Below are 14,346 nucleotides of genomic sequence, written 5' to 3' on the forward strand. Positions count from 1 at the left end.
CGCTGAGTGTATATGGCTGGAAATAATCGAAAGGATACCGTAAAAAAGAAGGATGGATTTAAGGGACAAAAAGCCATTGTGCTGCCCCGGCAGGTGATACAGGCATGCCAGGGGCAGCAGTTATTATCTAATCTTTATATTACAGATATCGGTTATTATCCCAAAGCTGCTTTTCATTTTCGCGAAAGAGATCATGGATGTAATCAGCATATTTTGATCTATTGTACAGGGGGGAAAGGATGGGCAGTAGTAGATGGTAATAGAGTAGCTGTTAAAGAAGGGGAGTACCTGGTGATACCTGCTGGTACCAAACATAGGTATGCCGCGGACGAAGATCAGCCCTGGTCTATTTACTGGGCACATTTTAATGGCTTATCTGCTGCTAACTTTATCGAACTATTACTAAAGAATTGCACCGATCATGTGGGTAGTGCCATATACAATGAAAAGCGTACCATACTATTTGACGATATATACCGGACATTGGAATCGGGCTATAGTATTGATCACCTGTTTTACCTGAACATGATGTTCTACAGCTACCTGGGTACTTTTTGCTTTCCGCAGTTTCTCAATCCTCCTTATAAAGAGGAGAAAAGTAAAATTGACGTAGTAGTGGAATACATGCAGGAACATATCATGGAAACAGTGGTGCTGAAAGACCTGGCCTCTTTGATACATATGTCATCTTCTCACTTCTCAGCCATGTTTAAAAACAAAACCGGCCATCCTCCACTCGAATATTTTAATCATCTGAAAATTCAACGGGCATGCCAGTATCTCGAGTTTACCGACATGCCTGTGAAAGAACTTTGCTATACCCTGGGATTAGACGATCCATTCTATTTTTCGAGGTTATTCAGTAAATATATGGGCGAATCTCCGCTGCATTACAGGAAACGGAAGCGTTTCTTATAAGTGCGCGTGCTCTTGCTGAGCCAGGTGAATGATGGCGCCCAGGTGACTAGGATCCACGTCAATTACTTTATCAAGGTACTGTTTTGCTTCGCTGAAGTTACCGAGACCTAAATGACCCAACCCTGCCAGGTAATAGCAATGTATTTTATTTTTTGTATCCAGATCATCATCGAAGATCATCAGGTCGGGTAATGATACTGCGAAGAAATCGATACGGATATGATCGTTTTCGTGGGTCCTTGCATAATCAATCAACTTCTGAAACTTCTGCGTTGCTTCTGTTGTTTTGCCAAGTTTTTTTAAAGCCAAACCCTGGTAGTATATTTTATCCGGCTGTTGGTCGTTATAGAAAATAGCTGGTGTAGGTTCGTCTAAGCCTACCGCCGCTGCCTCCCAGTGTTCATGGGCCCTGGCGGCATCGCCCTGTTGATGGTAGGCACATCCCAGCCAATAGAAGATGTCATTTTCCTGTGCGCCGAATATCTTTCCTTCTCCCAGGTTGTCGGGATAAGCGCGCGCACGGTTTAATAAGCTTATAGCAGCCGCACTGTTATTATTCAACAGTGCGTTCCGGCTTTGTAAAACCAGGTTGGTTATATACTGCGTTGATACTTTTCCCTCACCTCCTTCCCACGGATGAAACTGATGTCCCTCGATCATCTCAAGGGCTTTGCCGGTATTACCGGTAAGTGTGTGAAGGTTGATCAATTCGATCAGGAGGTCATCCCGTTGATAAATCAGCTCAGTATAACGCTCTAAAAAGGCGAGCCTTTTATGTGGAGATATGTTGAAGCGCTTTTTTAACTGATCCAGTTCAAACAAAATACGGGCATCAGATTCATCGGCCGCAAAAGCCTGTTCGTACAAATCAAGCGCTTCCTGCCTTTTATTAAATTTATTAAAACTGGCAATCCCCAGGTTTCTCAGTGTAGTCGGAAAATTGGCGTTAATAGCAATGCTTCGTTCCCATGCAGCTCCCGCTTCCTTATATAACTGTTTTGCATAATAGTAATTGCCCAGGTGGTACCATGCTTTATAATCATGGGCATTAAAAGTTGCGGCTGTTTCTAATACTAAAACATCTTCTATCCGGTTGATAAAGCTGCCTGTTACTTCCTGGTTCAATGCTAAATCAAAATGTTCTCCGGCCTGTTCGGAACGGCCTGCCTGTAGTTCATAGTAACCTATATAGTACGTGATGAGGGCGTCGTTGCCTTTGTAAAGTTGTAAAAAAGAAATTGCTTCTTCCCATAAACCGGCTTCCGCATATTGGTTGGCAATTTCGATATAAGTGTAAGCGCGCTGCCGTATCATTTCCTGTAAGCGACTTACAGTGTCATCCGCCAAAGCATGTTGATCTTTCTGGTAGTAGCATAATGCTAATTCGTATAGGGCGCCAAAATCAAAAGCATCGGTACCTAATGTTTGATGGCATAATTCAACGGTTTCTTCTGGTCTGCCGATTTTGCGTAGTGCAATAATTCTTAAATGTCTTGCGCGAAGGCTATTGTAATTTCTAAATAACGATTTTTCAGATAATTCAAGCACATCCTGCCATTGGGCACGGCGGGCATCAATATATGCAGCCTGTAAATAGGCTACGTCCTGCTGGGCCGCGCTCCAGCTGCTTTTAAAGAACAGGTTATAAGCTTCGTCAAGTTGCCCCTGGTATTTCAGGCAGAGTCCCAGGTTATATAGGGGCTCACTATCGTAAGGGTTGGGATTATGCCTGTTTATTTTTTCAACGGCTTTTCTTAAATATATTTCGGCCTCCTGGAAAGCGCCCCTTCGTAGCAACCACAGCCCTTTGGCGTTGTTGCAACGGATGTCGGTACTGTCTCTTTTCAGGCCCTCGTTGTAATAATCTATAGGATTGTAGGTGGCATGCCGGTATTGCTCCAGGTGATGTCCTGCTAAAAATAAAGCTTCTGTCGTTTCAATTTCTTCAGGCAGGGCAATAGGCCGGGCAGGGTCGGGAAGCGGTGCGCCCTGCCTCGTTACCGGTGTGTAGGCAATGAGTTCTTTCCCGCTTAAATCTGATACAATCAGCCTGAATTGTGAGGTATCAGCTGCCGGTATTGGAATAGTGTTGTGGTAAGTATTAACGGGAGAAAGCGTTGCTTTATCCTCGAATATTATATTTTCATTGTTATATAGCCGGATGATAACTGCTTGTTCGCTGGTGGTATATACTTGTATCTTGATTTGATGCTCCGACAATTCCATGTTGACCATGGCCTCTTTGGAAGCATTTTTTACATAGCCTATATTTTTATAAGGCATGAAGTATTGTTTAAACTCCCTGGCTTCGTTAGGCATGATCCAGCCAAAATCGGGTTGATTGTCGGTATACATGCCGCACATCAGTTCAAAATAGGGGCCATCCTCATCGGTGAGTTGTTTGTCCCAGGCTTTGCCAAAATCGCCACATCCCCAGGTCCATTGTTTTTTACCCGGACTGATATGGTGATTGGCGATATGCATCAGGCCTGCCTTTTTTTGATGATGGTAGCCGCCTACAAAATCAAACTGGCTGTTAACGGCCATGTAAGAAGTAGGAACAGGAATATTGGTGTACACTGATATATCGGTACCTGGTGAATAGTCCACCTTATAGTAAGTTCCGGTGGCAATGGGGAAGGAGCTCACGTCTCTTTTGCCATGATCGAAAACGGCGTGCACATCGGGCGGAAACACGCTTTGATAATGCTCGTCCACAGACACCGCCGGGTTGGCCCACCATAAAAAGGTTTGTGGAAACGGCGTTCGGTTGTAGAGCCTGGCCTGCAGTTCTATATAAGCTTTATCGGGGTACAAAGTAAAGCCCAGCGCGCATTTGGTGCCAAACATCATCTCGTATTCATTTACCCAAACGGTTTTGCTTCCGTCCTTGTTTTCTGAGATGTAGTAGTCAGTTGCATCAAATGTAGTAGGCCGGTGATGCTGTGGCCAGTTGAATTCAATACCGCCGCTGATCCAGGGCCCGGTTAAGCCAACCAGTGCGGGTTTGATAACACGGTTATAATAAACGAAATGATAGTCATTGGTTTTGTCGTAAGCCATTTGTATCCGCCCCCCCAGCTCTGGTAGTATCATTACTTTAATGTAGTCATTCTCCAGGTAAAGGGCCGTCCAGGCTTTATCTTCTTTTTCATCATACACTTTGTCAATAACCTGGTAAGGGTATACCACACCGCTGCTTCCCTGGTATACTCTTTTCTCCAGGAACATAGGGTTTTTATCAGGCTTGCCTGTTTTATAAGTTGGAATGATTGTTTTTTCTTTCCAGGCTTTTACTTCCATCATTGCCGGTTTCGTTTTAAGATTTGTTTGATGCAGGTCGGATTTGCTAATTCATAATCAGCAGGTACTAAATACATGGAGTGCCGTGGCGTTAACTCATTACTAGTGACCCGAAAAAATATGATCCATCTCTTCCAAAGATTTACCCTTGGTTTCTTTTACCTTAATTTTTACAAATACATACCCGGCCAGGCATATAGCGGCGTATATATAGAAAGGAGTGTAAGTGCCCATGCGTTTGGCCATAATGGGGAATGTAAAAGTTAACAGGGCGTAAGACAGCCATAAAGCTATAATGGCCACCGATGTTGCTTTACTGCGAACCCGGTTGGGAAAAATTTCTGCTATCAATACCCATGTTACAGGGGCCAGGGTCATTGCATAAATACCAATGGCAGCTAACAAAGACCAGGAGGCGGAGGTAGACTGTTGTTGCAGCAGAAATGCGCTGATCAGGTAAAGCAGGGTTAAACCAATGGCTCCGAAAAGCATCAGGGGCTTTCTTCCCAATTTGTCTACCTGCCACATAGCTACCGCTGTACAGATCATATTTACAAGGCCGATAAATACCATTTGCCTGAGCTGGTCATCCTGGCTGAAGCCCACGCTTTCAAAAATAGTAGCCGTATAATTAAATACAACATTAATACCGCATAGCTGCTGGAAAATGGCGAGCCCCATACCAACAATAACTGCCGGCAACACTGTTTTGTCAAACAATTGGGAGAGCCCCGTTGATGCGCCTTGGGTTAATGAAGCTCTGATAGACTCTGCAGTAGTAGTGGCATATAGGTTACCGCCTATTTTCGATAAAATGGCATGGGCCTTTTCTTTTTTTGACCGGTTGATCAGCCAATGCGGGCTTTCAGGCAACAGTAAAACACCGGAAAGAAACAGGAAGGACGGAATAGCTCCCAACCCAACCATCCAGCGCCAGGCTTCGCTGCCCTCGTTACGTAAGCTATAATTAACCAGGTTGGTAACGAATATGCCAATAACGACGGTCATCTGGTTGATTGCCACTAACCTGCCCCGCATGGACGGAGGCGCAATTTCTGCAATATACATAGGAGAAAGTACAGAAGCCATACCTACGCCGATACCTGCAAAAAAACGGGCAATAATAAAAGCAGCACTGCTATGACTAATTGCCATTGCAAGCGAAGAGAGCAGGAAAATAGCTGCTGATAGCATGAGACCTTTTTTTCTTCCATATCTGTCAGACAAGCTGCCTGCAATAATGCATCCTGCTATACAGCCTATCGCCAGGGTTGCAGTAGCAACACCTTCCTGTACCTCATCAAAATGAAACTGTTCTTTTAAAAAAGGGAGTGCTCCTGCAATAACGGCAAAGTCGAAACCGAATAGGTAACCTCCTAATGCTGAGATAAAGGATATCCCGATGACATAGCCGTTATTAAATTTCTGTTGCTCCATAACAATCATATCGTTGATACAAAAATGCTCATAAAAGGCGAGTGTAGCATGGATTCTATATTGAAAAACCTAGACATTCTTATGATTGGTACTACAATGAGGACCTGTCTGTTGTAATGCAGGTCTGGCGTGGTTTTTCAACAATAATTATAAAAAGTACATTTAAAATTTGTCAGAATAGAAAATAATAATATTTTTGTCTACTAAAATAATAGACTATTTGCTGTTAACCACCAGCGGCAGAATCTAAACTAAAAAAAATGAACCAGTCAGGAAACTATGTGTGGTACACAAAAGGCCGTCTTCTTTTCTATAAGATGGTTTCAAATTCATCGGTGTTGGCAGTTACTTCATCTTCTCTAAGCTGTTGTTGTAGATAACTGTTTTTGATCACTTCGATTTTCATTATCGTAAATTAAGGCTATCCTATCCCACGCTGTATTTCCCGTTGACCCGGTTGAATAAATCAATAAACGACGAATGCTCAGGGGATTTTTTGCAATCACCTTACTGGAAAAATTTCGTTAAACGTGCATCTGTTGCCGGCAGGACAATCATGTCCATAAAGATGCGGAGCAACCAACTATTCAAACAAATGAACAAGCAAACAAACATTTTTTTTTATCGTATACTGCTATGTATACTGTTACTTTCATTGAACCAGCTATCTAAAGCTCAGAATCCTCCAACGGTCAATTCTATATTAGAAGGTACTGTTGCAGATGAAATCACCAATCAGCCGCTGGAGGGCGCCAATATTGCTATTGAGGGCGTTACCAATCAAACCACTACTAATGCGAAAGGATATTTTGAGTTACGCACCGGGCAAAAATTTCCCTATAATATCATCATCACTTTTGTTGGTTATGAAAAAAAGATTGTTCTGGCTAACGGTTCTCCCATACATGTAAAACTAATGCCTGCCAGGAGCGAGTTAGATGATGTGGTGGTGGTAGGGTATGGAACCCAGCGCAGATCTGATGTGGTAGGATCAATCGCTAAGATCAGTGCAGGCGAAGTAAATAAGATTCCTGTTGCCAGTTTTGATGCGCAGATACAGGGTAAGGCAGCAGGGTTGCAGGTGATTACTAACTCGGGTGTTCCGGGAGAAAGTATTTTCCTTCGCTTAAGAGGAACTACTTCCATTAACTCAAGCAGCGATCCTTTGTATATTATTGATGGGGTGTTTTTAAATAATACCAGTTTACAAACTACCAACCTGGGTGGAAGAAGTACATCACCTCTGGCTGATATTAACCCTGCCGACATTGAATCAATAGAGCTGTTGAAAGATGCTTCGGCTACAGCTATATATGGTTCGCGTGGGGCGAATGGTGTGGTGATCGTTACTACTAAAAAGGGAAATTACGGAAGTAAGACCAAGGTGGATATTAATGTTTCCAATGGTTGGGTACAAGCTGATAAGTCGGTATTACCTGATCTGATATCCGGACCGGAAGCTGCAACTTTAGTAAATGAATATTGGGTGAATTCGGGGCAGGCGGCTCAAAGCCCTTTCAGACCTGTGTCTCAAGGCGGTTTGGGTGCACCTGAAGAGCAGAAGACCTATGATCGCCTGGCATTTTTGTTAAGAAAAGGATATATCCAGGATTATAATATCGGTATCCAGGGCGGAGGTAATAATTCAAGATATTACCTGGGTGCAGGATATACAGATCAGGATGCTTTCTTTAAGGTGATTGGCTTTAACAGGGCCAGCATCAAATTTAATTTTGACCAGCAATTATCGAAGAAGGTTAAGATTGGCCTTACCAATAATATCTCACGCAGTTACCGAAACCAGGCGCGCTTAGGCGACGGCCCACAGGGCCGTTTATGGGGATCGGCTATTACGGGTTCTACTTACAGTCCCACACATGATGCTTCGGGTGCCCTTATTGGTTTAGAGAATACTTATTCATTAGTTGATAACTATGACGTGAATACTGTTAGCCTTCGTTATGTAGGAAGCGTTTTCGCAGAATTCAATCTACTGGAAGGACTAAAGTTTAAATCAAGCATCAGTACCGATTATAATTTGTATGATGAGTACCAATACTGGAACAGCGGAACCTCGATTGGTTCGGCTGTTAACGGTAAAGCTATTGAATCGGTGACGCAAAACAATGCCTGGATCAACGAGCAGGTATTAACCTATAATAAAAAGATCAATGCGCACAACCTTACTGTGTTACTGGGAAATACCCTGCAGAGCAATACACTGAAATATACTTATGCAGAGGGTAATGGTTTTGCCAATGCTAATTACAAATTGATCTCCTCTGCGGCTTCAACATTAGCGAGTGATCGCTGGACAAAGCACACTATCGCTTCTTACTTCGGACGTATCGGTTATTCTTTTGAAGATAAATATTTTGCAGAAGCCAGCTTCAGGTCAGATGCTTCCTCCAAATTTGGTAAAAACAACCGGAGAGGCTATTTCCCGGCGATTGGCGCCTCATGGAGACTGAAGAAGGAGAATTTCCTGAGTGATGTGTCCTGGATCAGTGACCTGAAATTAAGAGCTTCTTACGGTATTACCGGTAACCAGGCGGGAATCGACGACTTTGCTGCAAGAGGTTTATGGTCAGGAGGAAGTCCTTACGCCGATGTGTCGGGTACTCCTTTAGCAGGTATTGGTCCTTTGCAATTAGGTAATGACGATTTACGGTGGGAGAAAACAGCGCAGACAAGCCTGGGGCTGGACGCCTCGTTTTTCCGCGACCGTTTGAGTATCACTTTTGATGTATACAATAAGTACACATCAGATCTTCTGCTGCAGCGCCCTGTTCCGGCCTCCTCGGGGTTCTCGGTGTATTGGGCTAATGTAGGCGAAGTAAGTAATAAAGGTTATGAGTTGACGATCAACTCGACCAATATCAGGAATGAAAATTTTAACTGGACAACGAGCTTTAATATTTCGGGCAACAGGAACAGGATCGAAAAATTACCTACCCAGATTACACAGTATACAAGAGATTGGGTGATATTAAAAGAAGGTTACTCCTTAAATTCCTTTTGGTTATATGAGCAACTACGGGTAGATCCTCAAACCGGTAACCCGGTATTCGATGGGCAGGATGAGAATGGCGTGGTAACTGCGGAAGACAGGAAGATCCTGCACAATTTCTATCCTAAATTTTATGGAGGCTTAACCAATACGATAAGATTTAAACAATTCGATCTGGGAGCACTTTTCTCGTTCCAGTATGGTAGCTATGCGCTGAACCTGCAACGCTTCTTCCTCGAGCGTAATCCCGGTACCGGAGCCAATGCAACCTTGTTGAAAAGATGGCAGAAGCCCGGAGACATAACAGATGTGCCGAGGTTAACATCGGCCGGCTATAATTATACTTTAGATCAGAACAGCCGATACCTGGAAGATGCGTCCTTCCTGAGATTAAGGCAATTGTCCTTCGGCTATTCGTTACCCGGGTCGTTTGTAGAAAAAGCGGGACTAAATAATGTGCGCCTGTATTTTGTGGCAGCTAATCTTTTCATTTTAACCAAATATACCGGCGATCCCGAAACAAGTGTTACTTCCAATCCTAATGCGCAGGGTCTTGGTGGATTTGGCACACCTCCGCAGCCCCGCAGCTTTCAATTTGGTCTTAACGTAACGTTCTAGTTTTTTTCTTATTACAAAACAGTTTATTGATATGCAACATAAAAAATATTCGCTCTATTATTTACTTCTACTCAGCCTTGTTTCAGGAGCATTGGCCTCCTGCAAAAAGTTCCTGGATGTAGAGCCCAAAACCGCAACTTCAGACCAGGTTACCATTGTAGATGAAGCTTCAGCAAGAACAGCTGTCAGGGGTATTTATAATCAGTTAGAGTCAAACGATTATTATGGATACAATTTTCCTTTATTGGGAAACCTTTCCGGCGATAACGTACAGTATACAGGAAGCCAGGCCGTAAATAAGACATTAACCACGCATACGGTAAGGGCAGACTTAGGTCCTTTGGCAAGTGTTTGGACCAGCATTTACAATACCATTAACAGGGCTAACAACGTGATAGAAAAAGTACCCTCTTTAAATACGACTACTACTTTTACCGAAGCTGTACGGAATCAGCTTACAGGAGAAGCGCATTTTTTACGTGCGCTCGCTTATTTCGATCTGGTAAGAACCTGGGGCGGTGTGCAATTGATTCTTACACCCACCCAGTCGGCAGGAACTATCGGTAACGTAGCCAGGAGCTCGGCACAGGAAACTTATGCCCAGATATTGAAAGACCTGGAGACTGCAGAGAATTTATTGCCCAACACAATAAACAGGATACGTGCTACTAAGAAAACTGTGTGGGCTTTAAGGGCCCGTTATCATTTATATGTAAAAGAATGGGCTGCGGCGATAGACTATGCCGGCAGGCTGATCAATGATACAGAAAACTATAGCTTGCCCGCGCCCTATAATTCCTTCTTCGCCAACAACGCGTCCAATACCCGCGAGTCGGTTTTTGAGTTGTATTATAATACTACCGTAACCAATACACAGGCCTATAACTGGCAACCTTCTGCAAGAGGAGGAATTGGCTGGGTAAGGCCGGCAGATGATTTTGCAACAGTGTTAAGTAATGCAGCTATAGTGGGTGACAGGACACAATTGCTGATCAATGTTCCTGCAAATGGTATTGCTACCTGGTATGGTAATTTATATTACAGAACCAATGGTACTGATCCTGCCTATATCATTCGTTTGGCAGAATTATACCTGATCAGGGCAGAGGCCAGGGCCAGCTTGCCTGCGCCGGACATAACAGGCGCCCGTGAAGATTTAAACAAAATAAGGAACAGGGCCAGCCTGGCATCTCTTTCATTAAATACTGCTGCCGAGTTATTGTTGGCTATCGAAAATGAAAACAGGTATGAATTTGCGTTTGAAAATCACCGCTGGTATGACCTGGTGAGAACGGGCCGGGCGCAGGCAGTATTAGGTATTACCGATGCTACAAAACTGTTATTACCCATTCCTTATTCCCAGATACTGGTAGACGGCAGTCTGACGCAAAATCCGGGATATGGAAATTAATGTTAACAGCATGATTTTATTATCTGATCATTAATCTGTTTTTATGTCTCATCCAACGCTGCACAAACCCTGGACTCCGGGAGAGCTGTTTATCTTCAGGCTGGTTTTTATTTTTCTCCTTGTTTTGTCCCTTCCTTTTGACCGGCTTTTATTTGAATCGCTTAAAAATGCTCCTTTTAGTTTTGAAACTGCTTTTCAGCTATTTACGTACCGGACTTCGTCCGTGGCGGAAAGTCAAAGTGTTAATCATCCTTTTACCGGTTATTGGAACTGGTTGATCGCATTAATTGCAGCTTTGATCGGAACCATTATCTGGCAGATAGCGGATAAGAAAACTACAAAAGAGTATAACCGTTTATATTATTTCCTCAGAGTTTTTATACGGGTGAGACTGGCGCTGGCCGTGGTTACAACAGGCATTATTAAGTTGTTGCCTTTGCAGTTGCCTAAGCCTTCTTTAAGCGATTATCATACCGAGTATGGAGATTTTCTTAGCTGGAAAATTTATTATCTCAGCACATCTGTTACGTTTGCCGGGTATGTACCGGCTATAGGATTGCTGGAACTGCTGGGTGGCATTCTGCTACTGTTCAGGAAAACCGCCGCAATAGGTTCAGGACTTTTAATTGCAGTACTATCCAATGTAGTAATCTCCAATTTTGTTTTTGATATCGGAGAACAGGTGTATAGCTCCTTCCTGCTTTTGCTGGCTGTTTTTATATTTTCATACGATTTCCCGAGGTTTTATTCGCTCCTGTTTTTACGCGTTAAAACAATGCCTGATCCTTATTGGGCTAACAGTTCTAATGAACGTGCAACGGTTAAGAGGGCATTGAGGGCTGCTTTCGTGGCGATATTTATTTTCTTCGGAATAGGAGCCTATCGTTCCTACTCGGCGTCTCAATTACCTTATTCTCCCGAAGCCGGCATAAAGGGCACCCGTGGTTTTTACGATGTACCAACCTTCGTTTATAATAAAGATACTTTGCCTTATTCTTTGGTAGACCCGGTTCGCTGGCAAAACGTAGTATTCGAATCCTGGAACACGATCAGCATCAGGGATAACGAGCCTGTTATCATAGATAGCACAAAGCCACAACTTTTATGGCATCCGGACTCTTTAAAGAATTTTGAGAAGATTGGCAATGCGGGCCGGCATTTTTACCGCTACACTTATACGCCTACAAATAATAATGGTTATCGTTTACAGTTATTTGAAAAGAGCACAAACCTGAAAAAGTATGACCTGCATATCCGGATTGCGGATAGTATTATTTATGCGCATGGTGCCAACAATAAAGGTGATTCATTGCATATTCAGTTAGCCCGTTTTTCTAAAAAATACCTGCTGGATGCCGGGCGCAGAAAACCAATCAAAATCTATTAAAAAAATATCATGAGCACAGCTACCCAAACATTGTCTCATTCAATAGATGATCAATTATGGAGTCGCCCTGAAAAGTTTATTTTCAGAGTAGCGTTTATTTTCTTTATTCTGCTGATTGTTCCTTCGGAGCCTGAATGGTACACCAAACTTTTTTCAGACTTTTCTCTTTATAAGCTATTGAGTGCGCTGGCAGGATCCCGGCCCGGGTTAATTGAAATAAAGTCAGAAAGCGGGAGATGGGGACTGGCTTCTTATGCCACCTGGGGTATTCTTCTGCTGGCTGCCGTTGTGGGGGGGATTATGTGGTCTTTGCTGGTTCGTAAACGAACGATCTCCGGTTATCATAAATTATATTACTGGTTAAGGGTTTTGGTTCGTTACCGCATTGCCATAGGTTTAATTGCTTTCGGGTTGATTAAATTCTATCCCATGCAAATGCCTTATCCTTCGGTAAGTAATCTTCATACAGAGTTTGGGGATTATGCACCCTTTAAATTATACTGGCAATCAGTAGGTCTTTCTTTGGAGTACCAGATTTTCCTCGGTGCACTGGAAATCATAATAGGGGCGCTGCTGTTTTTCAGGGCAACCACAGCCATTGGTGCTATTCTTACAGCAGGCGTATTATACAATATAGCGCATGCCAATTTGGGCTACGATGGCGGCGTGCATGTATATAGCTCTTATTTTGTATTACTTGCTCTTTTTTTATTAGTACAGTATATTCCTGGTATCTGGAAGTTATTTATAAAAGGCGAAACGGTAGTGCCACAGTATTATACTCCCGACTACACAACAACCCGGGGCAAGACGTTCTATATTGCTGCGAAAGCAATCTTTATTTTTTTGTTTCTTTTTGTTTATAGCTATTACCGTTATGATCTGCATTTTAATAAAGGACGGCTTAAGGAGCCTATTTTGCCAGGCCTCAAAAAAGCAGAAGGATTTTACAATGTAAAAAGTTTTGTGTTAAACGGAGATAGCCTACGGTATTCACCCACAGATTCTGTAAGATGGCATAACGCAGTATTCGAGCGTTATTCTACTTTTTCTTATAAGGTATATAAACCTTTCGATATCAAAACGGGTAATGGGGTTCCTGATGGTACAGATTTGTTTAAAGAATATGAGCTCACCGGCAGAGCGGGCGGGCGTGTGTACCTATATTATGAAATAGATTCGGTAGAGCGGAACCTTTACCTGGTAGATAAAAACCAGAAGTTCAGTAAGAATACGCTAAAGAAATACGCAGATAAGGATTTCCTGGGTTTGAAAGAATTATATAAAACAGATGCCAGGGATACGCTGGGTATACTCAGGTGGCATTATGCTCAAATAGATTCGTCTACTGTTCAGCTGTCGGGAATTGATCAGTATAAAGATACCATTCATGTAGAGCTGGAGCGTATTCCACAGCTACATACGCCAGGCAAATACTGGTATACTGAAAATAAGAAATTTCATTATTAAATTATAAATACATAAACATGCGTATATTTTATTCTATTGTTTTATTAACGCTCTTCTTGTTCTCGGGTGAACTGCATGCGCTTCCAACCAAAATTATAATTAGGGTAAAAGCGAAAGACGCTAAATTTATAGGAACCGGTATTGGCGGTGCCGCTGTTATTGTAAGAGACAATATATCAGGATCAATATTGTCAAGGGGCGTTACAGCAGGAGGTTCAGGCGATACCAAAATATTAATGCAGACTTCCATAGTAAGATACCAGCCTCAAACTGACAGTACCACTGCAAAATTTGTTGCAACTATTGATGTTAACGAACCTACTTTGGTAGATGTTGAAGTACAGGCGCCCTTAAGCCGTAGAGGGGCTGCTGTAAAAGGCACTACACAAGTATGGGTGATACCAGGTAAGGACATTCTGGGGGATGGTATCATCATCGAATTACCTGGTTTGATTCTTGATATTCTAAGCCCATATACCCATCAGTCTTTATCTAAAGAAAGTTTTAAAAACGGGGCATTTGTTTTCAGGGTAAATTTGGTGATGCTTTGTGGCTGCCCTATTTCTAAAGGCGGCGTATGGGATGCAGATGACTTTGAAGTAAAGGCTTATTTAAAAAAAGAGGGCAAACTGATCGGGAATTATGAACTAAATAAGATCGATGTGGTTAACTTATATGAAGGAAGGCTTCCTTTGCTGGAAAAAGGCAGTTACGAATTAACGGTGTCTGCTTTTCAGAAAAGGGGTAATAACGCCGGTGTAGACCGGATTAATTTCACGGTTCAATAATAGT

At 42.8% G+C, this 14,346-nt stretch carries 8 protein-coding genes; 6 read left to right on the top strand and 2 right to left on the bottom strand.

The genetic code is table 11. The features are described from left to right. Positions 1–12: 12 nt before the first annotated feature. Positions 13–918 (top strand): AraC family transcriptional regulator, encoded by a 906-nt coding sequence (locus ACLOAU_RS20570; protein WP_427863780.1) that lies wholly within the window; start codon positions 13–15, stop codon positions 916–918. Here the strand turns inward: ACLOAU_RS20570 and ACLOAU_RS20575 are convergent. After that, positions 913–4,224, bottom strand: coding sequence for a DUF5107 domain-containing protein (locus ACLOAU_RS20575; RefSeq protein WP_427863781.1), 3,312 nt, complete (start codon positions 4,222–4,224; stop codon positions 913–915). The two genes, ACLOAU_RS20570 and ACLOAU_RS20575, sit on opposite strands and share 6 nt — an antisense overlap. A gap of 99 nt (positions 4,225–4,323) precedes the next feature. Continuing rightward, complete coding sequence (locus tag ACLOAU_RS20580; RefSeq protein WP_427863782.1) at positions 4,324–5,658, bottom strand: sugar porter family MFS transporter; 1,335 nt, start codon at positions 5,656–5,658, stop codon at positions 4,324–4,326. Between the two features lie 595 nt (positions 5,659–6,253). Between ACLOAU_RS20580 and ACLOAU_RS20585 the strand changes: the two genes are divergently transcribed. The 5 genes from ACLOAU_RS20585 to ACLOAU_RS20605 are packed head-to-tail and all read left to right on the top strand — an operon-like array spanning position 6,254 to position 14,342. After that, a complete protein-coding gene (locus tag ACLOAU_RS20585) occupies positions 6,254–9,286 on the top strand; it encodes a SusC/RagA family TonB-linked outer membrane protein (RefSeq protein WP_427863783.1) in 3,033 nt (1,010 codons plus the stop codon). Between the two features lie 31 nt (positions 9,287–9,317). After that, positions 9,318–10,697, top strand: coding sequence for a RagB/SusD family nutrient uptake outer membrane protein (locus ACLOAU_RS20590; protein ID WP_427863784.1), 1,380 nt, complete (start codon positions 9,318–9,320; stop codon positions 10,695–10,697). Between the two features lie 43 nt (positions 10,698–10,740). Next, positions 10,741–12,084: a hypothetical protein gene (locus tag ACLOAU_RS20595; RefSeq protein ID WP_427863785.1), complete on the top strand. Its 1,344-nt coding sequence runs from the start codon at positions 10,741–10,743 to the stop codon at positions 12,082–12,084. Positions 12,085–12,093: 9 nt separating this feature from the next. Continuing rightward, positions 12,094–13,554, top strand: coding sequence for a hypothetical protein (locus ACLOAU_RS20600; RefSeq protein WP_427863786.1), 1,461 nt, complete (start codon positions 12,094–12,096; stop codon positions 13,552–13,554). A 17-nt stretch (positions 13,555–13,571) separates the two neighbouring features. Further along, positions 13,572–14,342, top strand: coding sequence for a hypothetical protein (locus ACLOAU_RS20605; RefSeq protein ID WP_427863787.1), 771 nt, complete (start codon positions 13,572–13,574; stop codon positions 14,340–14,342). Positions 14,343–14,346 lie beyond the last annotated feature (4 nt).

The organism is Paraniabella aurantiaca, assembly GCF_050309965.1.
Lineage (GTDB): Bacteria > Bacteroidota > Bacteroidia > Chitinophagales > Chitinophagaceae > Niabella.